Source organism: Streptomyces sp. NPDC056987 (genome assembly GCF_042673865.1).
Classification (GTDB): domain Bacteria; phylum Actinomycetota; class Actinomycetes; order Streptomycetales; family Streptomycetaceae; genus Streptomyces.
Window position 1 is genome coordinate 1 of sequence record NZ_JBHURV010000060.1, and the last position, 24,591, is coordinate 24,591.

21 protein-coding genes and 1 pseudogene are annotated in these 24,591 nt (G+C 70.9%); 20 read left to right on the forward strand and 2 right to left on the reverse strand.

The annotated features are described in order from the left end of the window. From ACFTZC_RS39405 to ACFTZC_RS39470, 14 genes are all read left to right on the forward strand, one after another. Window positions 1–1,265 (forward strand): dipeptide/oligopeptide/nickel ABC transporter permease/ATP-binding protein (locus tag ACFTZC_RS39405; RefSeq protein WP_382898616.1); only part of this gene is annotated, 1,265 nt, incomplete at its 5' end. 101 nt (window positions 1,266–1,366) lie between these two features. Beyond that, window positions 1,367–2,161, forward strand: coding sequence for an ATP-binding cassette domain-containing protein (locus tag ACFTZC_RS39410; protein WP_382898679.1), 795 nt, complete (start codon window positions 1,367–1,369; stop codon window positions 2,159–2,161). Then, window positions 2,158–2,622, forward strand: coding sequence for a nuclear transport factor 2 family protein (locus ACFTZC_RS39415; protein ID WP_382898618.1), 465 nt, complete (start codon window positions 2,158–2,160; stop codon window positions 2,620–2,622). The genes ACFTZC_RS39410 and ACFTZC_RS39415 overlap by 4 nt, the downstream gene beginning before the upstream one ends. Beyond that, window positions 2,619–2,900, forward strand: coding sequence for a hypothetical protein (locus tag ACFTZC_RS39420; RefSeq protein WP_382898620.1), 282 nt, complete (start codon window positions 2,619–2,621; stop codon window positions 2,898–2,900). The genes ACFTZC_RS39415 and ACFTZC_RS39420 overlap by 4 nt, the downstream gene beginning before the upstream one ends. 1 nt (window position 2,901) lies before the next feature. Beyond that, window positions 2,902–3,522 (forward strand): response regulator transcription factor, encoded by a 621-nt coding sequence (locus tag ACFTZC_RS39425; RefSeq protein ID WP_382898621.1) that lies wholly within the window; start codon window positions 2,902–2,904, stop codon window positions 3,520–3,522. A gap of 13 nt (window positions 3,523–3,535) precedes the next feature. Further along, window positions 3,536–4,993, forward strand: coding sequence for an ATP-binding protein (locus ACFTZC_RS39430; protein ID WP_382898623.1), 1,458 nt, complete (start codon window positions 3,536–3,538; stop codon window positions 4,991–4,993). 192 nt (window positions 4,994–5,185) lie between these two features. Next, window positions 5,186–6,325, forward strand: a complete 1,140-nt coding sequence (locus ACFTZC_RS39435) for an acyl-CoA dehydrogenase family protein (RefSeq protein WP_382898681.1) — start codon at window positions 5,186–5,188, stop codon at window positions 6,323–6,325. 59 nt (window positions 6,326–6,384) lie between these two features. Continuing rightward, window positions 6,385–6,759, forward strand: coding sequence for a hypothetical protein (locus tag ACFTZC_RS39440; protein WP_382898624.1), 375 nt, complete (start codon window positions 6,385–6,387; stop codon window positions 6,757–6,759). Next, entirely contained in the window at window positions 6,756–8,030 is a 1,275-nt protein-coding gene (locus tag ACFTZC_RS39445) for a Rieske 2Fe-2S domain-containing protein (RefSeq protein WP_382898626.1), read from the forward strand. The genes ACFTZC_RS39440 and ACFTZC_RS39445 overlap by 4 nt, the downstream gene beginning before the upstream one ends. Further along, window positions 8,020–8,574 carry an aromatic-ring-hydroxylating dioxygenase subunit beta gene (locus tag ACFTZC_RS39450; protein WP_382898627.1) on the forward strand — a complete coding sequence of 185 codons (555 nt, stop codon included), beginning with the start codon at window positions 8,020–8,022 and terminating at the stop codon, window positions 8,572–8,574. The genes ACFTZC_RS39445 and ACFTZC_RS39450 overlap by 11 nt, the downstream gene beginning before the upstream one ends. Further along, entirely contained in the window at window positions 8,571–9,350 is a 780-nt protein-coding gene (locus ACFTZC_RS39455; RefSeq protein ID WP_382898628.1) for an SDR family NAD(P)-dependent oxidoreductase, read from the forward strand. Before ACFTZC_RS39450 ends, ACFTZC_RS39455 begins: the two co-directional genes overlap by 4 nt. Before the next feature lie 41 nt (window positions 9,351–9,391). Continuing rightward, the gene (locus ACFTZC_RS39460) at window positions 9,392–10,345 is read left to right on the forward strand and encodes a PDR/VanB family oxidoreductase (protein ID WP_382898630.1); all 954 of its coding nucleotides are present in this window, start codon (window positions 9,392–9,394) and stop codon (window positions 10,343–10,345) included. 116 nt (window positions 10,346–10,461) lie between these two features. Then, window positions 10,462–10,968: a flavin reductase gene (locus ACFTZC_RS39465; protein WP_382898632.1), complete on the forward strand. Its 507-nt coding sequence runs from the start codon at window positions 10,462–10,464 to the stop codon at window positions 10,966–10,968. Window positions 10,969–11,039: 71 nt separating this feature from the next. Beyond that, window positions 11,040–12,290 carry an amidase family protein gene (locus tag ACFTZC_RS39470; RefSeq protein WP_382898634.1) on the forward strand — a complete coding sequence of 417 codons (1,251 nt, stop codon included), beginning with the start codon at window positions 11,040–11,042 and terminating at the stop codon, window positions 12,288–12,290. Between the two features lie 7 nt (window positions 12,291–12,297). On the opposite strand, the gene ACFTZC_RS39475 is transcribed toward ACFTZC_RS39470, so the two are convergent. After that, window positions 12,298–12,633 carry an SCO0607 family lipoprotein gene (locus ACFTZC_RS39475; protein WP_382898636.1) on the reverse strand — a complete coding sequence of 112 codons (336 nt, stop codon included), beginning with the start codon at window positions 12,631–12,633 and terminating at the stop codon, window positions 12,298–12,300. 568 nt (window positions 12,634–13,201) lie between these two features. On the opposite strand from ACFTZC_RS39475, the pseudogene ACFTZC_RS39480 reads away from it, so the two are divergent. The 6 genes and pseudogenes from ACFTZC_RS39480 to ACFTZC_RS39505 form a co-directional block, all read left to right on the forward strand. Then, window positions 13,202–16,981, forward strand: a pseudogene (locus ACFTZC_RS39480) (discoidin domain-containing protein); the annotation flags it as partial. A gap of 151 nt (window positions 16,982–17,132) precedes the next feature. Further along, window positions 17,133–18,152, forward strand: a complete 1,020-nt coding sequence (locus ACFTZC_RS39485) for a LacI family DNA-binding transcriptional regulator (RefSeq protein WP_382898638.1) — start codon at window positions 17,133–17,135, stop codon at window positions 18,150–18,152. Window positions 18,153–18,332: 180 nt separating this feature from the next. After that, on the forward strand, window positions 18,333–19,682 hold the full coding sequence (locus tag ACFTZC_RS39490; RefSeq protein WP_382898640.1) for an ABC transporter substrate-binding protein: 1,350 nt from the start codon (window positions 18,333–18,335) through the stop codon (window positions 19,680–19,682). Window positions 19,683–19,689: 7 nt separating this feature from the next. After that, a complete protein-coding gene (locus ACFTZC_RS39495; protein WP_382898641.1) occupies window positions 19,690–20,649 on the forward strand; it encodes a carbohydrate ABC transporter permease in 960 nt (319 codons plus the stop codon). Window positions 20,650–20,674: 25 nt separating this feature from the next. Then, on the forward strand, window positions 20,675–21,607 hold the full coding sequence (locus ACFTZC_RS39500; RefSeq protein WP_382898643.1) for a carbohydrate ABC transporter permease: 933 nt from the start codon (window positions 20,675–20,677) through the stop codon (window positions 21,605–21,607). A gap of 30 nt (window positions 21,608–21,637) precedes the next feature. Next, on the forward strand, window positions 21,638–23,269 hold the full coding sequence (locus ACFTZC_RS39505) for a glycoside hydrolase family 13 protein (protein WP_382898644.1): 1,632 nt from the start codon (window positions 21,638–21,640) through the stop codon (window positions 23,267–23,269). 54 nt (window positions 23,270–23,323) lie between these two features. Here the strand turns inward: ACFTZC_RS39505 and manD are convergent, their stop codons facing one another. Beyond that, entirely contained in the window at window positions 23,324–24,538 is a 1,215-nt protein-coding gene (manD, locus tag ACFTZC_RS39510; RefSeq protein WP_382898646.1) for a D-mannonate dehydratase ManD, read from the reverse strand. Window positions 24,539–24,591 lie beyond the last annotated feature (53 nt).

The following is a 24,591-nucleotide window of genomic DNA, read 5'->3' on the forward strand; positions in this document are numbered from 1 at the left end:
CGTCGGTGGTCGCCGTCCGGGAGGAGCTGTACGTCGACGCCGCCCGGGTCTCCGGACTCGGCGACCCGCGCATCATGCGGCGCCACGTCCTCCCCGTGGTGATCGCCCCGTCGGTCATCCAGGCCACCCAGCTCTTCGCCGTGGCGATCGGCATCCAGGCCGGCCTCTCCTTCCTCGGCCTCGGCAAGGCGTCGCAGGCGAGCTGGGGCGCGATGCTGGCCGACGGCTTCACCAATGTGTACAACGCGCCCGAACTCCTGGTGTGGCCGGGCCTCGCGATGAGCCTGACCATCCTGGCGGCCAGCCTGCTGGGCAACGCGGTGCGCGACGCGCTGGGCACGGGCGAGCGCCGGGTGACCGGACGCCCGGGGACCGTCGCGCGGCGCACCGGCGCGACGGCCGCGGAGCCCGCTCAGGACCGTCTGCTCACCGTGACGGGGCTACGGGTCGGCTACCCGGCGCCCGGCGGCCTCAAGACGGTGGTCGACGGGGTGAGCCTCACCGTGGAGCGCGGCGAAGTCCTCGGCCTGGTCGGGGAGTCCGGCTCGGGCAAGAGCCAGACGGCGTTCTCCGTCCTCGGGCTGCTGCCGTACGAGGCGCAGGTGAGCGCCGACCATCTCTCCTTCGACGGAGGGGAGTTGCTGGGGCTGGACACGGCCGCGCTCAACGCGCTGCGCGGGCGCGGGATCGGCTACATCCCGCAGGAACCCATGTCGAACCTGGACCCCTGTTTCCGGATCGGCTCCCAGCTGGCCGAACCCATGCGCAGGCACCTGGGACTGTCCCGCGCCGAGGCCCGTACCAAGGCGCTGGCCCTCCTGGAACGGGTCGGCATCCCCGACCCGGAGCGCGTGTACCGCTCGTATCCGCACCAGATCTCCGGCGGCATGGCGCAGCGCGTCCTGATCGCCGGCGCCGTCTCCTGCGACCCGCGGCTCCTGATCGCCGACGAGCCGACCACCGCCCTCGACGTCACGGTCCAGGCCGAGGTGCTCGACCTGATGCGCTCGCTCCAGCGGGAGGGCGAGATGGGGATGATCCTCGTGACACACGACTTCGGTGTCGTGGCGGACATCTGCGACCGCGTCGCCGTGATGAGGGCCGGCCGGATCGTGGAGACCGCGCCGGTACGCCAGATCTTCGCGGCGCCCGCACACCCGTACACCCGCAAGCTCCTGGAATCCACCCTCGAAGGCGGGCCGGTGCGCGGCGCGTCGCACTCTCCCGCCGCCCTCCAGGAACCTCTCAAGGAGGTGACGCCGTGACGTCTCCGGCTGCCAGGGCCCCTCAGGCCTCCCCGACCGGGCCGGCCGACCCGGCCCCCGGGGCGCCTCCTGCCGCCCCGCTCCTCGAACTCGACGACGTCGTGGTGGAGTACCCCGGAAAGGGCCGCCGCGGGAAGCCGTTCCGCGTCCTGCACGGCATCGACCTGTCCATCGCCCCCGGTGAGACCCTCGGCCTGGTCGGCGAGTCCGGCTCCGGCAAGACCACCCTGGGCCGGGCCGTGCTCGGCCTCGCCCCGGTCACCGGCGGTGAGATCCGCTACGAGGGGCGTCCCGTCTCCCGGCTGGGCAGGCGGGAGCGCCGGGCGCTGAGCAAGGACATCCAGGTCGTCTTCCAGGATCCGTTCACCTCGCTCAACCCGGCCATGACGGTCATGGACATCCTCACCGAACCGCTGCTCGTGACCGGGGTCGCACGCGCCGAAGCGGAACGCCGGGTGCGGACCCTTCTCGACCACGTGTACCTGCCGCGGGACGCGGCCCACCGGCTGCCCCGGGAGTTCTCCGGCGGCCAGCGCCAGCGGATCGCCATCGCGCGCGCCCTGTGCCGGGACCCCCGGCTGATCGTCTGCGACGAACCGGTCAGCGCCCTCGACCTGACCACACAGGCCCGGGTGCTCGACCTGTTCATCGAGATCCAGGAGGCGACGGGCGTCGCGTATCTCTTCGTCACCCACGACCTCTCCGTCGTACGGCACATCAGCCACCGGGTGGCCGTGCTGTACCGCGGCGAGATCGTCGAGACGGGGGACACCGCCCAGGTCACCGAGCGCCCCGAACACGCCTACACCGAGCGGCTGTTGCTCGCGGCGCCGGTACCGGACCCGGAACGGCAGGCCCAGCGGCGCGCCGAGCGCCTGAAACTGGCCGCCTCATGACCGGCGTCCGTGAGGCTGCCGGTTCCGCCGACCCCGCCCCCTTCGCGGCCACCCTGACCCGCTACCTCGCCCTCTGCGACGTACCCGCCCGCGCGGAGGGCGAGTTGGGCGACCTGTTCACCGAGGACGCGGTGTGGGAGGGCGGCGGCAGCGCGTACGCCGACAGGTTCGGCCGTACCGAGGGCCGCACGGCGATCGTCGCGATGCTGTCGGCGTATCTGCCGCCCGCCCCGCACTTCCTGGCCAACACCCATCTGCTCTTCCCCGGCACCGTCGACGTGAGGGACGGTGCGGCGCGGGGGAGCTGGCAGATGCAGCAGCTCTCGCGGTACGCGTCGGGCGGCGCCGAGATCATGGTCGCCCGCCTCGACGTGACCTTCCGTACCGGTCCCGACGGGCCCCGGATCTCCGCCTTCCGTACCGAACGGCTCTTCGCCGCACCGCTGTTGGAGGAACGATGACGGACCGGACGGTGGCGACGACGGACCGGACGATGCTGCTGACCTGTTACGCCGACACCCACGGCTACGGCTGGCACCACGTGGACCTGTTCGTGCACGACGGCACCGGCCGGGAGGTCAACTGGGTGCACTGGCAGGTCGAGGAGGACGGCCCTGACGGCGCCGACGCGGCCACCGCGCGGGTCGAGCCGGCCCTGCGCCGTACGAGCGCGTGGCGGCACGGGATCAGCGCCGACGGAAGTGAGTACTGGACCGCTCCGGCCGCCTGGGACGGCTGAGATGTGCCTCGTCTACATCCTGGACGACGACGAGGCGCTGAGCGAGTCGCTCGCCTGGCTCCTCGGGTCGGTCGGTATCCGCTCGGAGCGCTTCCACGACGCCCGTACCTTCCTCGCCGCGTACGACCGCGGCCGGCCCGCCTGTCTCGTCCTCGACGTGCGGATGCCCGAACTGAGCGGATTCGGGGTCCAGCAGCTGCTGAACGAGACGGGCTCACCGCTGCCCGTGATCTTCGTCTCCGCGCACGGGGACATCCGGATGTCCGTACGTGCCCTGCAGAACGGGGCCGTCGACTTCCTGGAGAAACCGTACGACCCCCAGCACCTGCTCGATGTCGTGCAGTCCGCGCAGCGACTGGCCCGCGAGCGTTTCGCACGGGCCGCCCGGCAGGACGGACTGCGGGCCAGGCTCGCGGGCCTGTCCGTGCGGGAGCGGGAGGTGCTGGGGCTGGCCGTGGACGGTCTGCCGAACAAGCGGATCGCGGTACGGCTCGGGATCAGCGCCAAGACCGTCGACGTGCACCGGGCCCGCATCCGCGAGAAGACGGGCGCCGAGAGCCTCACCACGCTTGTACGCGACATGCTCCGACTCGGCCTGCGCCCCCCGGAGGCCGGAGAATGAGAGGCACCGCCCCATGGCCGGACCCCCGCCGGACCCCGCGCCGCGGACCACGCCCGGACTCGCCCCCGGTGACTTCGAGGCGCTGACCCAGGCCCTGAAGTACTGCGTCCTGCTGCACGACGCCCGTACCTTCGAGATCCTCTGGGCGAACGGCGCGGCCTGCGACCTGCTCGGCTGGAGCGTCGAGGAGCTGAAGCCGCTCAAGGCACCGGACATGAGCAAGAACGCCCGCGAGTACAGCCGCGAACTCGGCCATCGCTGGCTGCGCCACGCCGTCGCCGACGGGGTCAGCGCCACCGAGTGGTGCTACCGCTCCAAGAGCGGCGAGGAGATCCTCACCGAGGCCATCGCGATCCGCGTCGACCTGCCCGCCGGAACCGTGGTGATGGTGCAGTTCCGGGACATCGCCGAGGAGAAGGCGGTCCGGCGCGATCTGTTCCGCACCGAGAGCCGGCTCCGCACCTTCCTGGGCGGCCTCGCGGAGGGCATCGTCGTCCTCGACGACGCCGGCCGGGTCGTCTTCGCCAGCGAGTCGGCGACCAGACAGCTCGGCGAGGGCCTCCACGGCGCCGACTTCGCCGACTACTGCCCCGACGGGCCCGTGCCCGCCCGCGAGGGCCGCTACCGGTTCGCCGCGCCCGGCGCGCACCCCCGCTGGTACGCGGCGACCTGCCAGTACATCGGGATCGAGAGCGATCTGCGCGGCCGGATGCTCCTCTTCTACGACATCAGCGACCGCGTCCGCGAGGAGGAGGAACACCGCCGCGACACCCAGCGCCTCGACCACCTCGCCCGCTACAACGCCATGGGCGACATGGCCATGGCCATCGCCCACGAGGTGAGCCAGCCGCTGGCCGCCGCGTACAACTTCGTCGAAGGGGCGCGCGGCCGGCTCGCCGCGGGCGACGAACAGGTGGCCTGGGGGCTGGACAACGCCGTCCGGCAGATCGACCGCGCCCGGCGGATCCTCGGCAGCCTGCGGCAGTACGTGGGCCGCCTGGAACAGTCCGAACAGCTCACCGACCTCAACACCATCGTCCGCGACTGCGTCTACTTCATCGAGCTGCGCGCCCAGGAACACGGTGTCGTGACGGAGTTCGACCTCACCGCGGATCCGCTCCCCGTGCGCTGCGAGAACGTGCTCATCGGGCAGGTCGTGATGAACCTCGCCTTCAACGCGGTCGAGGAAATGGCCCGCCGGCCGGCCGCGGAACGCAGCGTACGGATCACCACCCGGCGGGCCGGTGACGGCGACGCCGAACTCGCCGTCCGGGACCGGGGCGACGGCCCGCCACCCGGTGACCGGATCTTCGACGGAGTCTTCACCGCCAAGGAGAACGGCAGCGGAATCGGACTCGCCCTCAGCCACCGCATCATCACCCGCCACGGCGGCCGGATCGGCGTCGGCCCGAACACACCGCGCGGCGCCGTGTTCCGCTTCACCCTGCCGGGGGCCCGCACCACCGGATAGGGGAATTCCCCTACACAGTGCGGTCAAGTCCCGATGGTGGAAGGCCGGTTGCCGCGCCTAGCGTAAAGGCAGGGCGGTCGAGAAAACCGCCGCCCGGCAATGCGAGGAGAAACTCTCATGACGCGGACGCTGGATTCCCATCCCCCGCACGATGCCGCCCATTCTCCGGAGACCGCCCCGGAGATCCCCGCCATGACCTCCCCCGACACCTCCTCCGACGCCTTCTCGGCCTTCGAGCGGGTCCTGGACGTCGTGGCCGAACGGCGGGCCGAATTCGAGGAGAAGCGGCACGTTCCGCGCGATGTGATCGCCGAATTCAAGCGCGCGGGAATCTACCGGTCGAGCGTCCCCACGCGATTCGGCGGCAACCCGCTGCCACCGGTCGAATTCCTCCGCCTCGTCGAGCGGATATCGGTCGTCGACGGCTCGGCCGGCTGGGTCGCCAGCTTCGGCTCCTCCCATGTCTATCTGGCCGCGCTTCCCCTGGAGACCCAGGCCGCGCTGTACGCCGACGGCCCCGATGTCGTCTTCGCGGGCGGCCTGTTCCCGGTGCGGCCCGCCGAGCGCGTCGAGGGCGGCTACCGGGTCTCCGGCCGGTGGAAGTTCGCCAGTGGGTGCAAGGGCGCCGATGTGTTCGGCGTCGGCATCACGGCCGGCGAGGACCGGGCGGGCCGTCCGCTGACCGCCGTACTGCGCCCCGGGCAGGTGGAGATCGCCGAGAACTGGGACGTCATCGGGATGCGCGGCACCGGCAGCCACGACCTGGTGGCCGACGGCGTCGTCGTCCCCGCGGAGTGGACGTTCGTCCGCGGCGGCGAACCCACCGTCGACGAGCCCCTGTACCGCTACCCGACGGTCCCGTACGCCGCGCAGGTCCTCGCGGTGGTCGGACTCGGTGTGGCCCGCGCGGCCCTCGACCACGCCGTCGCCCAGGGCGGCCGCCAGGGCTTCACCGGCGCGCCCAGACCGGCCGAGCGCGCGACGTACCGTATCGCCGTCGGCCGGGCGGAGGCGCGGCTCCGGTCCGCGCGCGCCTTCTTCTACGAGGCGACCGAGGAGGCCTGGGCGACGGTGACGGCGGGGGACCCCGCGAGCGCCGCCCAGGCCAGCCTGCTGCGGCTCGCCGCCACCCATCTCGCGGAGACCTCCTTCGCGGCCGTACGGAGCGCGTACCAGCTCAGCGGCATCGCCGCCATCGCGGACGGCAGCCCCATGCAGCGCTTCCTGCGCGACGCCTCGGTCGTCCCGCAGCACGCCTTCCTCCAGGAGGGCATGTACGACGGCGCCGGCGCGGTCCTCACCGGAGTCCCGCCCTTCCCGGGCTACCTCTGACCGCCGCCGCCCCTCCTCACGACCGCCATCCGGCCACCCCTGAAAGGCAGGACCCCTCCATGCCCGAGCCCGAGTCCGGCACCGCACCTCTGCGGGTGCTGTTCTGCATCGGCGTCAACCAGAACTTCTTCGATCTGCCCACCGGCCAGGGCAAGGCGGTCTGGGACGGCTTCATGACCATGTTCGGCCGGCTCCACGGGATGCCCGGCGTGCGCGTCCTCGGCACGATCGACGACGACCAGCACATGGTCGGCCCGTCCGGCTCCTGGCCCTGGACCTCGTACGTACTGGCCGACGTCGTCGACCAGCCGACCGTCGCCGCGGTGTGCAACCTCTTCCGCACCGTCCAGGTCGGCGAGTACGGCCTGTGGCGCTACATGAAGATCGAGGCCCGCGCCGGCCGCCCGCTGCCCGATCCGGAGGCCACCCGATGACCGCGTCCCCGCGGACCCCCGACATCGCCTCCCTCGTCGGGCACGACCGGGTCTCCGGCACCCTCTACACCGACCCCGGGCTCTTCGAACGGGAGATGGACCGGATCTTCCACCGCACCTGGGTGTGGGTGGCGCACGAGAGCGAGATCGCCAACGCGGGCGACTTCAGGACCGCCTGGGTGGGCCGCCGCCCCGTCATCGTCAGCCGCGACCGGCGCGGCACCGTCCACGTCCTGCTCAACCGTTGCCGCCACCGCGGCGCCAGCGTCTGCGAGACCCCCAAGGGCAACGGCAACGGCTTCACCTGCCCGTACCACGCCTGGTCGTACGCGCTGGACGGCACGCTCCGCGGCATCCCGTACCCCGAGGGGTACGAGGACGTCGCCGAGAAGAAGGACATGCCGCTGCAGAGGCTGCGGGTCGGCACCTACGGGGGCATGGTCTTCGCCAGCTTCGACCACGACATCGAGCCGCTGGAGGACTTCCTCGGCGGGGCCCGGCTGTGGATCGACCGTTTCATGAAGCAGGGCGCCGGCTACCCGGTCAAGGTGCAGGGCGAGCACAAGTTCCGGTTCGACGGCAACTGGAAGATCCAGCTGGAGAACACCACCGACTGGTACCACTTCCCGATCGTGCACCGCTCCTGGATGTCGTCGGTGGACGCCGAGACCGCGAGCATGCTGTCCATCATGACCGACGAGACCGCGGTCACCCACGCCCTCGGCAACGGCCACAGTGTGTCCGTCTCCGTCGCCGCTCACGTCGACCTGGATGTCGACGACGGGACGGAGAAGCTCCAGGACCGCTTCCGCCATGTCGTCGAGGAACTGTCGAAGGACATGCCCCCGGAGAAGGTCCGGCGGATCGTCCGCTCCCTGCACGGCGCCGGGTTCAACCTCAACCTGTTCCCGAACGTCGCCATGTCGATGTCGTTCTTCCGCGTGCTGCGGCCGATCTCGGTGGCCCGGACGGAAGTCCGCCACGTGGCCCTCGGCCTGGACGGCGCCCCCGACATCGTCAACCGCGAACGGCTCCGTATCCACGAGCACTTCCAGGGGCCGTTCGGCTTCGGCAGCCCCGACGACGCCGAGGCGTGGAACCGCGTCCAGCGCGGTGTGACCGGCGGCGCGGAGATGCCGATCCTCGTCAACCGGGGGCTCGGCCGGGAGAAACCCGACGACCTGGGACAGCCCACGTCCCACGCGACCGACGAGACCGGGATGCGCGAGGCGTACGCGATGTGGAAGAGGACGATGACCCATGACGACTGACGCCCTCACCACCGCGGCGGTGGCGGGCGAACTCCCGCTGGACGATCCGCGCGCCCTCGCCGCCGTATCGCTGATCTGGCGCGAGGCCCATCTGCTGGACGCCCGGCGGTACGCGGAGTGGGACCTTCTGTGGGCCGCGGGCGGTGAGTACATCGTCCCCATCGACCGCGACACGACGGACTTCGCCGGTCGCCTCAACCTGGTCTACGACGACGAGCGGATGCGCCGCATGCGCATCGAACGGCTCACCGGCGGCTTCTCCATCTCGGCCGCCGCCGCGGCCCGTACGGTCCGGTCGGTCTCCCGCTTCGTCGTCACGGGACGCGAGGAGCACGCGATCGAGCTCTGCTCGGCGCAGATCCTGGTCGGCTACAAGCGCGAGGAGACCTTCGTGCTCGCCGCCGACGTCACCCACCGGATCACGTACGGCGCGGACGGCACGGCCGGTTCCGACGGCCCTCCGACTGGTCCCCGGATCGCCCGGAAGATCGTGCGGCTGGTCAACTCCGAGGACACGGTGACGGCATCGGGGTTCCTGCTGTGAGCCCGCACGGAACCGGCGAGGGCCGGGAGGACGACACCCACCGCATCGCCCTCGTGACGGGCGCCGCCCGCGGCCTCGGTGCCTGTATCGCGGGCCGGCTGTACGACCGCGGCTACCGCGTGGCGCTGACCGACCTGGACGAGGACGCAGCCGTCAAGGCGGCCGCGGAGCTCGACCCGGCCGGGCGGAACGCGATCGGCCTCGCCCTGGACGTCCGCGACAAGGACGCCTTCGTACGGGTCCGCGACCGGATCGTCGCACACTGGAGCGCCCTCCACGTCCTGGTCAACAACGCGGGCGTCGCCAAGGCCGAGCCGCTGATGGACATCGCCCCCGACAGCTTCAGGACCGTGGTCTCCACCAACCTCGACGGCACCTTCTTCGGCTGCCAGGTCCTCGGCGCCTACTTCGCCGAGCGCGGATACGGACGCATCGTCAACATCGCCTCCCTCGCCGGCCAGAACGGCGGCACGGCGACCGGCGCGCACTACGCGGCGGCCAAGGGCGGCGTGGCCACCCTCACCAAGGTCTTCGCCCGGGAACTCGGCCCGCACGGGGTGACCGTCAACGCCATATCCCCGGGCCCCCAGGACCTGCCGGTGGTCCGCGAGATGGTCCCTCCCGAACAACTCGCCCGGATCGAGGCATCGATTCCGGCGGGCCGGCTCGGCCGCCCCCGCTTCATCGCCGACATGGCCGTGCTGCTCGCCTCGGAGCACGCGGACGCGGTCACCGGGGCGTGCTGGGACGCCAACGGCGGCCTGTACATGCGCTGACAGCGCCGTCAGCTTCCCCTCCCGAACGTGAAGGCAGACGGATGTTCACTGTCACCGTCACCGACGCCGTCGACGCGACGGACGCGGTCAAGGTCCTCAGGCTCGCCCGCCCCGACGGCGCCGCCCTCGCCCGCTACCCGGCGGGCGCCCACATCGATGTGACCGGGCCCACCGGAATCACCCGCCCGTACTCGCTGTGCGGGCCACCGGACGACACGGGCGCGTACACCATCGCGGTGAAACGCGAACCGGACTCGCGCGGCGGTTCCCAGGCCCTGCACGACAAGGCGCCGCCTGGCACGGAACTGGCCGTGGGCGCGCCCCGATCGCTCTTCGGCCTCGCCCCGGACGCGGGCGAGCACCATCTGGTGGCCGCCGGCATCGGCATCACGCCGCTGCTCGCGATGGCGTACGAACTCCACCGTACGGGCGCGGAGTTCCAGCTGCACTACGTGGCCCGGAGCCGGGCCGAGGCGGCCTTCGCGGAGATCCTGGAGGAGTCCGCCTTCGCCGACCGGGTGGTCTTCTCCCTCGGCCTGGGCCGAGAGGCGAACGCCCGTGTCCTGGAGCGGGAGTTGGCGGGGCTACCGTCCGACGCGCACGTCTACACCTGCGGCCCGCGGGGCTTCATGGAGTACGTCACCGGCCTCGCGGCCCGCAGTGTGCCCGAGGAGCAGATCCACTCCGAGCTGTTCCAGGCGGGAGACCCGGCGGACGCCGCGCCCGCCGAGGGGTTCGAGGTCGAGCTGGACACGGGCGAGGTCTACGCCGTACCGCCCGGCAGGAGTATCGCGGAGGTGCTGGAGGAGAACGGCGTGCCGCTGGACACCTCCTGCCGGGAGGGTATCTGCGGGACCTGCGTCCTGCGGGTCGTCGCGGGCGAACCCGACCACCGCGACCACTGCCTGACCGCCAAGGAGAAGGCGGCCGGAGACCAGATCGCCGCGTGTGTCTCCCGGTCGAGGACGCCGCGACTGGTGGTCGAGGTGTGGTGAGCGCTCCGACGCAGGCCCGAGGACACACGCAGGCGCGAGAACACACGCAGGCCCCAGGACACACGCACGCCTCAGGACACACCACCATGCAGCAACGCGAGAGGAGCGGCGCGGCCGTGAACGCCAGTCAGACCGAATTCCGGGAGGCGATGGCCCATCTCCCGGCGGCCGTCAACATCCTGACGACGGACGGCCCGAACGGCCGCTGCGGCATCACCGTCAGCGCGGTGTGCTCCGTCACCGACGACCCGCCGACCGTGCTGGTGTGCGTCAACCGCAAGAGCGCCATGCACGACGTCTTCAACGCCAACGGACGGGTGTGCGTCAATGTCCTCGGCGGTGACCAGCGGGCGCTGGCCCTGCACTTCGCGGGCGCCACGAAGGTGTCCATGGCGGAGCGCTTCACCTGGGACGTCTGGGACCGCACCCACGATGTGCCGGTGCTGAAGGACGCCCTGGTCACCGCGGTCGGCCGGATCACGGACACCAAGCCCATGGGCTCGCACAGTGTGCTCTTCGTGGAGGTCGAGCGGATCCGCACGCGGTCGGGCGGCCGGAGCCTCGTCTACTTCAACCGGGACTTCCACAGCCTGGACGCGACCCCGCCACCGGTGGCCTGCTGACCGGCGGGCTCCGCCCGGCGAGCGCACCGTCCGGTCTCCCCGTCTCCCTCCTCCGCAGAAAGCAGGTTGATATGTCGGTACCCGCATCCGCATCGGCGTCCGCATCTGTGTCCGCGTCCCGGTCCGTGGAGGACGCCCTGACGCGCCTGGAGCGGACGGAGGGGAAGATCCACGCCTGGGTACGGGTGGACGCGGACGGCGCCCGCGCGGCGGCCCGGCGGGCCCCGGACGGGCCGCTCCGCGGCGTCCCGTTCGGAGTGAAGGACATCATCGACGTAGCCGGACTGCCCACGGAGTGCGGCTCGCCCCTGCGGCGCGGCCGGATCGCCGAGGCCGACGCCTGGCTGGTGGAGCGGCTGCGCCGGGCGGGCGCCGTACCCCTGGGCAAGACGGTCACCACCGAGTTCGCGTACTTCCAGCCGGGTCCGACCCGCAATCCGCACCGCCCGGAGCACACACCGGGCGGCTCCTCCAGCGGCTCGGCGGCTGCCGTGGCGGCGGGCGTGGTGCCCCTCGCGCTCGGTTCCCAGACGGCGGGCTCACTGACCCGGCCGGCCTCCTTCTGCGGTGTCGCCGGGTATGTCGCCCCGGTCGGGGCCTGGTCCACGCGGGGCATCGCCGGGCTGAGCCCGAGCCTCGACGCGCCGGGGCTGCTCACCGCCACGGTCACGGAGCTGGCGGCCGCCGTCGCCGCCGTCGACGCCACCACCACCGAGGAGGTCCCGGACGACATCGAGGTGCTGGTGTGGTCCGGCACCGAACTGGCCGACATCGAACCGCCGATGCTCGACGCCCTGCACCGCACCGCCCGCGCCCTGGGCGCGGCGGGAGCGCGCCGCGCCGACCTCGGCGACCGGGTCCCGGTCGCCGAACTCACCGACGCCCACGCCACGGTCATGGCCCACGAGGCCGCGCGCTCCCTCGCCGCCGAGGCCCGGCACCCCGAGGCGCTCAGCACCCCGCTGCGGGAACTCCTCGACCGCGGGGCCCGGTCCTCCGGGGCCGAGTACCGGGCGGCGCTGGAGACCGCCCGTGCGGCACGTACCCGGATCCTCGCCCTGCTGGAGCGTACGGACGTGATCCTCGCCCCCGCCGCACCGGGCCCCGCGCCGTACGGGGTGGGCGCCACCGGCACCCCGGTGCTCAGCCGCTGCTGGCAGCTCCTCGGGCTGCCCGTCGTCACGGTTCCGGGCCACCGCGATCCGGACGGCATGCCGCTCGGACTCCAGCTCGTCGGGCACCCCGGGCGGGTGGGCCGGCTGCTCGGCATCGCCCGGCGCACCGAGGCACTGATCGCCGGGCACCCGCCGGCGATCGGGTGAGGGACCGTCATCCGGCGGCGGGAACCGTGATGATCTCGCCCTTCTCGTCCACGGCGTGCGTCTCCCAGTAGATGTCCCACTTGTCGCCGACCTTCTCCGGCACCTTGCCCTCCGGGTAGCGGACGTAGCCCTTCGGGGGATCCTCGTCCTCGGGCGTGCAGGCGCGGCCGGTGCTGCCCACGGTCATCACCGGGTACTCGCCGTCGGCGCAGATCGCGTCCTCGATCGAGCAGCCGCTCAGCGCCGCGATCGCCGCGCAGGCCAGGACGAGTCCCGTGACCGTCCGCATCGGGCGCCGGCCGCGCACGGGCGGTGAGGTACGGAATCGGCTGGTGGTACGCATGGTGGACTCCCTCGGTGTGGGTCGATGCGGCCATCCTGCCGGGACGGAGCGAAGCCCGACGTGAGTACACGTACTCACGTGTCGGTGTAAATTCCCCCGGATGCCCGCCACGGGGCCGCGACGGCGGCCCCGTGACACTCTCTGTATTTTCGTCAGCACCGCAAAAATCCAGCATCTCTTGCAGATCGCTTACGTTTCCCTGCTCGGCGCGGCGGAACGGCGGCGAATGGCCTCGTACAAGGGATGTGACCACCAACTCCAAGACCGCTGCGAGGATTTGGTTCGGTCCGGGCGATGGACGGGTCCGCATTTCTCTGCAATTCTCACACCGCGAAGCGCAAAATACTCCGTTCATCAGTGCACACACGCATGCCGTGCCGGCGTGCGGTCAGAGCCGCGCCCTCGCCGCTCTCGCGCCGAGGCCGAAGATCGGGGATCCATGAGATCGCTACGCAGGAGATGGCGCATCCTCTCCGCCGCCCTCGCCGGGAGCCTGTTACTGGCCGGCTGGCCGACGCTCACCGCCGCCGCGGCGGCCGACGGCCCTTCGGCCAGGGGCCCAGGCATCGCCGCCGCCCCGGTCAACCTGGCCCTCGGCAAGACCCTGACCGCGAGCAGCTTCACCGAGGTCTACGGCGCCGGCAACGCCAACGACGGGAACCGGGCCACCTACTGGGAGAGCACGAACAACGCCTTCCCGCAGTGGATCCAGGCCGACCTCGGCACCGCGGTCCGGGTCGACCAGGTGGTGCTGCGGCTCCCCGACGGCTGGGGCGCCAGGGACCAGACCCTCAAGATCCAGGGCAGTACCGACCGGATCGCCTTTACGGATCTCACCGCCTCCAAGGCGTACACGTTCGACGCGGCGGGCGGCCGGTCGGCGACGATCCCCTTCGACGCCACCACCACGCGCTTCCTCCGGGTACTGATCACCGCCAACACCGCCCAGCCCGGCGGCCAGCTCTCCGAACTGGAGATCTACGGACCCGGGACCGGTGACACGGAGGCGCCCACCGCGCCGGCCGAACTCTCGTACACCGAGCCCGCCACCGGCCGGATCCAGCTGGCCTGGAAGGCGTCCACCGACAACACGGGGGTGACGGGGTACGACATCTACGCCAACGACGAGCTGCGCACCAGCGTCGCGGGCGAGGTGACCACCTTCCTGGACACCCAGCCCACCGGGGCGACCGTCGCGTACTACGTACGGGCCAAGGACGCGGCGGGCAATGTCTCCGCCAAGAGCAACACCGTCACCCGGCGCGGCGACAGCGGGGACACCGAGGCGCCGACCGCCCCCGCGAACCTCGCCCTCACCGAGCCGTCCGCCGACGAGATCAAGCTGACCTGGAGCGCCTCGACCGACAACAAGGGCGTGACCGGCTACGACATCTACGCCGGCAACGTCCTGCGCAAGAGCGTGGCGGGTGACGTCACCACGTACACGGACACTCAGCCGGCCGGGGCGACCGTCGCGTATTTCGTCCGGGCCAGGGACGCGGCCGGCAATGTGTCGGCCGACAGCAACACGGTGATACGGGACGGGAGTCCGGGCTCGGCGTCGAACCTCGCCGTCGGCCGGCCGATCTCCGCGTCCTCCGTGGTCCACACCTACGCCGCGGAGAACGCCAACGACAACAGCCTCACCACCTACTGGGAAGGCGCCGGCGGCAGTTACCCCAACACCCTCACGGTGAAGCTGGGCGCCAACGCCGACACGCGGAGTGTCGTCGTCAAGCTCAACCCGGACGGCGCCTGGGGAGCGCGCACCCAGAACATCCAGGTGCTCGGCCGCGAGCAGAGCGCCACCGGGCTCACCAGCCTGGTGGCCGCCAAGGACTACGCCTTCACCCCGGCGACCGGCAACGCGGTGACCATCCCGGTCGCCGCGCGCGTCGCCGACGTCCAGCTCAGGTTCACCTCCAACACCGGTTCCGGCGCCGGTCAGGTGGCGGAGTTCCAGGTGCTCGGCGCACCGGCGCCCAACCCGGACCTCACGGTGACCGAGCTGAGCGCCGCACCCACCGCGCCGGTCGAGTCGGACGCGATCACCCTGTCGGCGACGGTACGCAACACCGGACGCGCCGCCGCGCCGGCCGGCCCGGTCGAGTTCCGGCTCGGCGACACCAAGGCGGCCACCGCCCAGGTGGGCGCGCTGGCGGCCGGGGCCTCGGCCACGGTCACCGCGAACATCGGGCAGCGGGACGCGGGTTCGTACCGGATCGGCGCTGTCGTCGACCCGGACGGCCTGATCATCGAGGAGAACGAGAGCAACAACGCCCACACCAGCCCCACCCCGCTCGTGGTGCGGGCGGTGGACAGCTCCGACCTGGTCGCCGCGACCGTCGCCACCACCCCGTCCTCGCCCTCCGCCGGGGACACCGTGGCCTTCTCCGTCGCGATCAGGAACCAGGGCACCGTCGCGTCGGCGGGCGGAGCACACGGCATCACCCTCGCCGTGCTCGACGCCCAGGGCGCCACGGTCAAGACCCTCACCGGCGCCCACAACGGCACCATCGCCCCGGGAGCGACCGGCGCGCCGGTCGGCCTCGGCACCTGGACGGCCGTCAACGGCTCGTACACCCTCAAGGTGACCCTCGCCGCCGACGCCAACGAACTGCCGGTGAAGCGTGGCAACAACACCAGCACCCAGCCGCTCTTCGTCGGCCGCGGCGCCGACATGCCGTACGACCTGTACGAGGCGGAGGACGGCGTCACCGGCGGTGGCGCGCGGGTCGTCGGGCCCAACAGGACCGTCGGCGACCTCGCGGGCGAGGCGTCGGGCCGTAAGGCCGTCACGCTCGACGACACCGGCGCCTCCGTCGAGTTCACCACCAAGGCGAGCACGAACACCCTGGTCACCCGGTTCTCCATCCCGGACTCGGCGGGCGGCGGCGGCATCGACGCCACCCTGAACATCTACGTGGACGACACCTTCCTCAAGGCGGTCGACCTCACCTCGAAGTACGCCTGGCTGTACGGGGCCGAGGCGGCCCCCGGCAACTCGCCCGGCGCCGGCGCGCCCCGCCACATCTACGACGAGGCCAACGTCCTGCTGGGCAGAACCGTGCCGAAGGGCAGCAGGATCAAGCTCCAGAAGGACGCGGCCAACACCTCGAAGTACGCGATCGACTTCATCAGCCTGGAGCAGGCCACACCGATCGCCAACCCGGACCCGGCCACGTACGCCGTGCCGGCCGGGCTCGGCCACCAGGATGTGCAGAACGCGCTGGACAAGGTCCGGATGGACACCACCGGGAAGCTCGTCGGCGTCTATCTGCCGGCCGGTGACTACGAGACGGCCGCCAAGTTCCAGGTGTACGGCAAGCCCGTGCGGGTCGTCGGCGCCGGGCCGTGGTTCACCCGGTTCCACGCCCCCGCGTCGCAGGAGAACACCGACATCGGCTTCCGCGCCGAGGCCGCCGCGAACGGATCGTCCTTCAGCGGCTTCGCGTACTTCGGCAACTACACCTCGCGCATCGACGGCCCGGGCAAGGTGTTCGACTTCTCCAATGTCGCCGACATGGTGATCGACAACATCTGGAACGAGCACATGGTGTGTCTCTACTGGGGCGCGAACACCGACCGGATCACCATCAAGAACTCCCGGATCCGCAACATGTTCGCCGACGGCGTCAACATGACCAACGGTTCCACGGACAACCATGTCGTCAACAACGAGGCGCGGGCCACGGGCGACGACAGCTTCGCGCTCTTCTCGGCGATCGACGCCGGGGGCTCGGACATGAAGAACAACGTCTACGAGAACCTGACGTCGATCCTGACCTGGCGGGCCGCGGGCATCGCCGTGTACGGCGGCTACGACAACACCTTCCGCAACATCCATGTCGCGGACACCCTGGTGTACGCGGGCATCACGGTCAGCTCGCTGGACTTCGGGTATCCGATGAACGGCTTCGGGACCGGTCCGACGACGATCGAGAACGTGTCGGTCGTCCGGGCCGGCGGACACTTCTGGAACGGGCAGACCTTCCCCGGGATCTGGCTGTTCTCCGCGTCCAAGGTGTTCCAGGGGATCAGGATCAACGATGCCGACATCGTCGATCCGACCTACAGCGGCATCATGTTCCAGACCAACTATGTGGGCGGGCAGCCGCAGTTCCCGGTCAAGGACACCATCCTCAACGACGTCTCGATCACCGGGGCACGCAAGAGCGGTGACGCCTTCGACGCGAAGTCCGGCTTCGGACTGTGGGCCAACGAAATGCCGGAGGGAGGGCAGGGGCCGGCCGTCGGCGAGGTCACCTTCAACCGCCTGAGGCTCGACAACAACGCCGTGGACATCAGGAACACCACATCCACCTTCAAGATCAACATCAACCCCTAGGACGGGACCGAGAGAACGGGACCGAGAGAACGGGACCGTGGGGCGGTGCCGGCCGGTACGCGCGGCCGGCACCGTACCGGACGATTGTGCGCGCAGTGCGCAGCGCACAGCAGAGCAAGTGGCTTGCAATTCTTGCGATACTCTTGCGCGCATGACGCGACGACTTGCTCAGGTGGCGAAGAAAGTTGGGGTCAGCGAGGCCACGGTCAGCCGGGTGCTCAACGGCAAGCCCGGTGTCTCGCAGGCCACGCGGCAGTCCGTACTGACCGCCCTGGACGTTCTCGGCTACGAGCGTCCCACCCAGCTCCGCGGGGAGCGCGCCCGGCTCGTCGGTCTGGTCCTGCCGGAGCTGCAGAACCCCATCTTCCCGGCGTTCGCCGAGGTCATCGGCGGTGCGCTGGCCCAGCAGGGCCTCACCCCCGTGCTGTGCACCCAGACCAAGGGCGGCGTCTCCGAGGCCGACTACGTGGAACTCCTGCTCCAGCAGCAGGTCTCCGGGGTGGTCTTCGCGGGTGGTCTCTTCGCCCAGGCGGACGCCCCGCACGACCACTACCGGCTGCTTGCCGAGCGCCGTGTCCCGGTCGTCCTGATCAACGCGCCGATCGAGAACCTCGACTTCCCCTGCATCTCCTGCGACGACGCCGTCGCGGTCGAGCAGGCGTGGCGCCACCTGTCCTCGCTCGGCCACGAGCGCGTCGGGCTGGTGCTCGGCCCGGCCGACCACATCCCGTCCCGGCGCAAGCTCGCGGCGGCGCACGTGGCGTACGCGGCGGCGGGCGGCGCCGGTCAGGCCCTCCCGGACGAGTGCGTCGAGCGGACCATGTTCTCCCTGGAGGGCGGCCAGGCGGCGGCCGCGCGCCTGCTGGACCGGGGCGTCACGGGGATCATCTGCGCCAGCGATCCACTGGCCCTGGGGGCGGTACGGGCCGCGCGCCGGCGCGGTCTCGCGGTGCCCGGCCGGGTCTCGGTCGTCGGTTTCGACGACTCCGCGTTCATGAACTGCACCGAACCGCCGCTGACGACGGTCCGTCAGCCCATCGAGGCGATGGGCCGGGCGGCCGTCGACCTGCTCAACGCCCAGATCCAGGGCGGCGTGGTGCCCCCCGGCGAGCTGCTGTTCGAACCGGAGCTGGTGGTACGCGGCTCCACGGGGCAGGCGCCCCGCGACTGACACGGGGCCGGCGCCCCGCGGTCGGCCCGCCGCTGTGCGCCGGTGCCTGCGGAATCCTGTCAACTATTTTCTAAATCAGAGCGACATATTGCGGACATCCGTTGTTGGTGGTTGAGTGAGCGCCGCCACACAGCGAGGTGCTGTGGGTTTCCCGCGCTCCTGCCCAAGAGGGGTCCGCCGATGAGTAGTTCCGGGTTCCGCCGCACCTGCGCCACCGCCACAGCCACCGCCCTCGCCCTCACCGCACTGGCCGCCTGCGGCTCGGACGGCGACAGCTCGGCCGGCGGCAAGACGCGCGTCACCGTCAACTGCATGCCGCCCAAGAGCGCCAGGATCGACCGGCAGAACTTCGAGGACGACATGAGGACGTTCGAGAAGGCGAACCCCGACATCGACATCGTCGGCCACGACGCCTTCCCCTGCCAGGACCCCAAGACCTTCGACGCCAAGCTCGCCGGCGGCCAGATGGAAGACGTCTTCTACACGTACTTCACCGATGCCGGGCACGTCGTCGACATCGACCAGGCCGCGGACATCACCGCGTACGTGAAGGACATGGCGGGCTACGGCGACATCCAGCAGTCGCTGCGCGATGTCTACACCGCCGACGGAAAGGTCTACGGCGTTCCGCGCACCAACTACTCGATGGGGCTGCTCTACAACAGGAAACTCTTCCAGCGGGCCGGCCTCGACCCCGACAAGCCACCGGCCACCTGGGAAGAGGTTCGTGCCGCCGCCAAGAAGATCGCGGGCCTCGGCAAAAATTACGTGGGGTACGCCGACTACAGCGCGCAGAACCAGGGCGGCTGGCACTTCACCGCCGAGATCTACTCGCAGGGCGGCGATGTCGTCACCCCGGACGGCAGGAAGGCGGCCGTCGACAGCCCCGAGGGCAGGGCGGTCCTCCAGAACCTGAAGGACATGCGGTGGCGCGACGGCTCCATGGGCACCAAGCAACTGCTCATCCTCAACGACGTCCAGCAGATGATGGGTTCGGGCCGGCTCGGCATGTATCTCTCCGCCCCGGACAACATCCCGATCCTCGTCAAGGAGAAGGGCGGCTCCTACGAGGATCTCGCCCTCGCGCCCATGCCCGGCGGCAAGGGCACGCTCATCGGCGGCGACGGCTACATGTTCAGCAGGAAGGCGTCGCCGGCCCAGATCAAGGCCGGTCTGAAGTGGCTGGAGTTCCAGACCAACGCCCCCGGCTCCGGCCTCAACGACTGGAAGCGCGCCGCCGATCTCAAGGCGCCGGTCGGCCTCCCCGAGCCCCGGCTGTGGAGCGGCGCCACCGACACCAGGGACCAGGAGCTCAAGAAGACGTACGCCAACGTCCCCGTCGAGAACTACCGGGCCTTCCTGGACGGAAGCCAGAACCTGACGGCGAAGCTGGAGCCCCCGAAGGCCCAGCAGATCTACTCGGTGCTCGACGGCGCGGTCTCCGCCGTCCTCACCGACCAGGACGCCGACATCGACCGGCTCCTCAAGGACGCCCGGTCGAAGATCGACGGAATCCTGGCCCGGGGCTGACGCACCCATGAAGACTGCCCAGGCCCCCCGGCGGTCCGCGCCGCCTCCCGCACCGGTGCCAGGACGCCCCGAACCGGCCCGCCGCACGGCCCCCGGCGCCCTCCGCCGCGCCCTCTCGCACCAGCTCCGCGCCTACGCCTTCCTCATCGGCGGCCTGCTCTGCTTCGCGCTCTTCTCCTGGTACCCGGCGATCCGCGCGGTGATCATCGCCTTCCAGAAGTACACCCCCGGAGCGGAACCGGAGTGGGTCGGTACGGCCAACTTCACCCAGGTCTTCCAGGATCCCGAGTTCGGCGCGGCCTGGCGCAACACACTCACCTTCACCGTCATCGCCCTGCTCGTCGGCTTCGCCGTACCGTTCCTGATGGCCCTCGTCCTCAACGAACTGCGGCACGCGCGGGCCTTCTTCCGGGTGGTCGTCTACCTCCCGGTGATGATCCCGCCGGTCGTCAGCGCCCTGCTCTGGAAGTGGTTCTACGATCCGGGCGCCGGGCTCGCCAACGAAGCCCTGCGCTTCCTCCACCTCCCCACCTCGAACTGGACCAACGGCGCCGACACCGCGCTCCTCTCCCTGGTCATGGTCGCCACCTGGGCCAACATGGGCGGCACGGTCCTCATCTATCTCGCCGCGCTCCAGGGGATTCCGGGAGAGCTGTACGAAGCGGCCGAGCTGGACGGAGCCACCCTCTGGCAGCGGGTGCGCCATGTGACCGTCCCGCAGACCCGCTTCATCATCCTGATGCTGATGCTCCTCCAGATCATCGCCACGATGCAGGTGTTCACCGAGCCCTTCGTGATCACCGGCGGCGGCCCGGAGAACTCGACCGTCACCGTCCTCTACCTCATCTACAAGTACGCCTTCCTCTACAACGACTTCGGCGGCGCCTGCGCCCTCAGCGTGCTGCTGCTGACCGTGCTCAGCCTCTTCTCCGCCCTCTACCTGCGGCTCACCCGCACCGACGACTGAGACGACTGGGAGGAGAACCGCCACCATGACCAGAACCGGGACCAGAACCACGACCCGAACCGGCACACCGACCGGACGCGGCCACGCCGTACGTACCCTGGTCTCCCCTCTGGCGCTCGCGAGCACCCGGGGAAAGACGCTCTACTGGACCGTCTTCTCCGGTGTCGTCCTCGCCTTCGTCCTCGCCTTCCTCTTCCCCGTGTACTGGATGGTCTCCGGGGCCATGAAGTCCCCGGACGAACTGGTGCGGACACCGCCGACACTGCTCCCCGGCACCTGGCACACCGGCGCCTACACCGACGCCTGGGAGCTGATGCGGCTCCCCACCCACCTCGGCAACACCGTGGTGCAGGCCACCGGGGCCTGGATCCTCCAGCTCGTCCTGTGCACGGCGGCGGCCTACGCCCTGTCCAAGCTGAGGCCCGCGTTCGGAAAGGTGATCCTGGGCGGCATACTCGCCACCCTGATGGTGCCCGCCCAGGCACTGCTCGTACCGAAGTACCTGACCATCGCCGATCTGCCGCTGATCCACACCAGCCTGCTCAACGACCCGCTGGGGATCTGGCTGCCCGCCGTCGCCAACGCCTTCAACCTCTACCTGCTCAAGCGCTTCTTCGACCAGATCCCGCGCGACGTCCTGGAAGCCGCCGAGATCGACGGCGCGGGCAGGCTCCGTACGCTCCGGTCGATCCTGCTGCCCATGTCCCGGCCGGTGCTCGGGGTGGTGTCGATCTTCGCGCTGGTCGCGGTCTGGCAGGACTTCCTGTGGCCGCTGATGGTCTTCTCCGACACCGGCAAACAGCCCATCAGTGTCGCGCTCGTCCAGCTCTCCCAGAACATCCCGCTCCCGGTGCTGATCGCCGCCATGGTGATCGCCAGTATCCCGATGGTGGTGATGTTCCTGGTCTTCCAGCGGCACATCATCGCCGGGATCAGCGCCGGCGGCACCAAGGGCTGAGCCCTTCCCTCCCCCCGAAAGGAACACCGTATGGAAGGCAGCCCGCCGGAGCCCGCCGACGCCCTCTGGTGGCGGGGCGCCGCGATCTACCAGATCTACGTACGCAGCTTCGCCGACGGCGACGGGGACGGCACCGGGGACCTCGCCGGGGTCCGCGCCAGGCTGCCCTATCTGGTCGAACTGGGGGTCGACGCGCTCTGGTTCACCCCCTGGTACCTCTCACCGCTCGCCGACGGCGGCTACGACGTGGCGGACTACCGCACCGTCGACCCGGCCTTCGGCACCCTCGCCGAGGCCGAGAAACTCATCGCCGAGGCACGTGAGCTGGGCCTCCGTACGATCATCGATGTCGTCCCCAACCATGTCTCCGACCGGCACGCCTGGTTCCGGGCCGCACGGGCGGCGGGCCCCGGCGGCCCGGAGCGCGCCCTCTTCCACTTCAGGCCCGGCCGCGGTGAGCACGGCGAGATCCCGCCCAACGACTGGGTCTCCGAATTCGGCGGGCCCGCCTGGACCCGGCTCGACGACGGCGAGTGGTACCTGCACCTGTTCGCCCCCGAGCAGCCCGACCTCAACTGGGCCCACCCCGCCGTACGCAGGGAGTACGAGGAGGTGCTGCGCTTCTGGTTCGAGCGGGGCGTCGCGGGCGTACGGATCGACTCCGCGGCGCTCCTCGCCAAGGACCCCGCCCTGCCGGACTTCACCGCCGGCCGCGACCCGCACCCGTACGTCGATCTCGACGAACTGCACGCCATCTACCGCTCCTGGCGCGCCATCGCCGACGCGTACGGCGCCATCTTCGTCGGTGAGGTGTGGCTGCCGGACACCGAGCGCTTCGTGCGCTATCTGCGCCCCGACGAACTGCACACCGCGTTCAACTTCAGCTTCCTGGCCTGCCCCTGGGACGCCCGCAGGCTGCGCGCCGCGATCGAGGAGACGCTCGCCGAGCACCACCCCGTCGGCGCGCCCGCCACCTGGGTGCTCTGCAACCACGACGTCACCCGCACGGTCACCCGGTACGGGCGCGAGGCCACCGGCTTCGACTTCGCGGCCAAGGAGTTCGGCACCCCGACCGACCCCGGTCTCGGCACCCGCAGGGCACGCGCCGCCGCGCTGCTCTCCCTCGCCCTCCCCGGCGCCGTCTACCTCTACCAGGGCGAGGAACTGGGCCTGCCCGAAGCGGAGATCCCGCTGGACCGGATCCAGGACCCGATGCACGCCCGCTCCGGCGGCCGGGATCCGGGGCGCGACGGCTGCCGGGTGCCGCTGCCGTGGACGGCCGACGCGCCGTACGCCGGATTCGGCTCGGCCACCGAACCGTGGCTGCCGCAGCCGCGCGCCTGGCCCCGGTACGCCGCCGACCTCCAGGCGGCCGATCCCGGCTCCATGCTCACCCTCTACCGGGAGGCCCTGCGGCTGCGCCGTACCGGACCCGGCTTCGGCGACGGTCCGATGACCTGGCTGGAGTCGCCCTCCGGGGCGCTCGCCTTCGTACGCGCCCCGGACACCGGCGCCGCCCCGGACACGGGCGCCCTGATCTGCGTGGTCAACTTCTCGGCACCCCCCACGCCGCTGCCCCCGCACACGGAGGTACTGCTCACCAGCGCCCCGCTGACGGGGGACCTCCTGCCCCCGGACACGGCCGTCTGGCTGCGCGCCTGAGCGGCCGTGTGTCCACCGGCGCCGGGGGCCGGCGGTGCGGGGGCCGGGGTGGGTTCACCAGTCGTGGACGGAGCCGTCCTGGAGCCGGTTGACCGGCAGGTACGCGGCCTCGTACGGGTGCGCGGCGGCCAGTTCCTCGTCCAGCTCCACCCCGATACCCGGGGCTTCGCCCGGGTGGAGGTGTCCGTCGGTGAAGGTGTAGGCGTGCGGGAACACCTCGTGGGTCAGCGGTGTGTGCCCCGCGTACTCCTGGATTCCGAAGTTGTGCACCGCCAGGTCGAGATGGACGGCCGCGGCCATGCCGACCGGCGAGATGTCCTCCGGGCCGTGGATGGCGCTCTTGATCTGGTACTGCGCGGCGAAGTCGAAGAGCTTCCGCAGCGGCGAGACACCGCCGAAGTGGGTGACGGCCGAGCGTACGTAGTCGATGAGCTGCTCGCCGATGAGCGTCTGGTAGTCGTACACGGTGTTGAAGACCTCGCCGATCGCGAGGGGGGTGGTGGTGTGGCGGCGGACCAGCCGGAGGGCTTCCTGGTTCTCGGCCGGGGTGCAGTCCTCCAGCCAGAAGAGGCGGTAGGGCTCCAGGTCCTTGCCGAGCTGGGCCGCCTGCGCGGGGGTGAGGCGGTGGTGCGCGTCGTGGAGCAGGGGCAGTTCGGGCCCGAACTCGTTCCGTACCGCCTCGAACACCGTGGGGATGTGGCGCAGGTACGCCGCGGTGTCCCAGTCCTCGACCACGGGACGGGCCTGCTGGTGGGGTGCGGCCTCGGCGCGGTCGGGGCTGCTGTGCACCCCGTACACGGTCTTCAGCCCCGGTATGCCCGTCTGCACCCGGATCGCGGGATACCCCTCGGACAGGCGGGCACGGATCGAGTCGAACAGCTCGGGAACATCCCTCCCGTCGGCGTGTCCGTACGTTCCCACGCGCTCCCGGCTCGCGCCGCCGAGCAGTTGGTACAGCGGGAGGCCGGCGGCCTTCGCCTTGATGTCCCACAGCGCGACATCGACGGCGGCGATCGCGGCCATCGTCACGGGCCCGCGCCGCCAGTAGGCGCCGCGGTACAGCGACTGCCAGGTGTCTTCGACGCGGTGCGGGTCGATGCCGATGAGCAGGGGTGCCACATGGTCCCGCAGATAGGCGGCGACGGCCAGTTCCCGCCCGTTGAGGGTGGCGTCCCCGAGGCCGGTGAGGCCCTCGTCGGTCGTGATCCTCAGCGTGACGAAGTTACGGCCGGGGCTGGTGACGACGACCTTCGCGTCGACGATCTTCATGAATGCGTTCTTCCTGAGCTGGGTGATGCGGACGGTGAACGGTGGACAGGACG

Excerpts from the sequence above, each read along its gene's own strand:
- ACFTZC_RS39425 (WP_382898621.1), top strand. The coding sequence starts at position 2,902 with ATGTGCCTCGTCTACATCCTGGACGACGACGAGGCGCTGAGCGAGTCG.
- ACFTZC_RS39420 (WP_382898620.1), top strand. The coding sequence starts at position 2,619 with ATGACGGACCGGACGGTGGCGACGACGGACCGGACGATGCTGCTGACC.
- ACFTZC_RS39490 (WP_382898640.1), top strand. The coding sequence starts at position 18,333 with ATGAGTAGTTCCGGGTTCCGCCGCACCTGCGCCACCGCCACAGCCACC.
- ACFTZC_RS39435 (WP_382898681.1), top strand. The coding sequence starts at position 5,186 with ATGACCTCCCCCGACACCTCCTCCGACGCCTTCTCGGCCTTCGAGCGG.
- ACFTZC_RS39430 (WP_382898623.1), top strand. The coding sequence starts at position 3,536 with ATGGCCGGACCCCCGCCGGACCCCGCGCCGCGGACCACGCCCGGACTC.
- ACFTZC_RS39485 (WP_382898638.1), top strand. The coding sequence starts at position 17,133 with ATGACGCGACGACTTGCTCAGGTGGCGAAGAAAGTTGGGGTCAGCGAG.
- ACFTZC_RS39440 (WP_382898624.1), top strand. The coding sequence starts at position 6,385 with ATGCCCGAGCCCGAGTCCGGCACCGCACCTCTGCGGGTGCTGTTCTGC.
- ACFTZC_RS39415 (WP_382898618.1), top strand. The coding sequence starts at position 2,158 with ATGACCGGCGTCCGTGAGGCTGCCGGTTCCGCCGACCCCGCCCCCTTC.
- ACFTZC_RS39500 (WP_382898643.1), top strand. The coding sequence starts at position 20,675 with ATGACCAGAACCGGGACCAGAACCACGACCCGAACCGGCACACCGACC.
- ACFTZC_RS39450 (WP_382898627.1), top strand. The coding sequence starts at position 8,020 with ATGACGACTGACGCCCTCACCACCGCGGCGGTGGCGGGCGAACTCCCG.
- ACFTZC_RS39445 (WP_382898626.1), top strand. The coding sequence starts at position 6,756 with ATGACCGCGTCCCCGCGGACCCCCGACATCGCCTCCCTCGTCGGGCAC.
- ACFTZC_RS39505 (WP_382898644.1), top strand. The coding sequence starts at position 21,638 with ATGGAAGGCAGCCCGCCGGAGCCCGCCGACGCCCTCTGGTGGCGGGGC.
- ACFTZC_RS39495 (WP_382898641.1), top strand. The coding sequence starts at position 19,690 with ATGAAGACTGCCCAGGCCCCCCGGCGGTCCGCGCCGCCTCCCGCACCG.
- ACFTZC_RS39475 (WP_382898636.1), bottom strand. The coding sequence starts at position 12,633 with ATGCGTACCACCAGCCGATTCCGTACCTCACCGCCCGTGCGCGGCCGG.
- ACFTZC_RS39460 (WP_382898630.1), top strand. The coding sequence starts at position 9,392 with ATGTTCACTGTCACCGTCACCGACGCCGTCGACGCGACGGACGCGGTC.
- ACFTZC_RS39470 (WP_382898634.1), top strand. The coding sequence starts at position 11,040 with ATGTCGGTACCCGCATCCGCATCGGCGTCCGCATCTGTGTCCGCGTCC.
- manD (WP_382898646.1), bottom strand. The coding sequence starts at position 24,538 with ATGAAGATCGTCGACGCGAAGGTCGTCGTCACCAGCCCCGGCCGTAAC.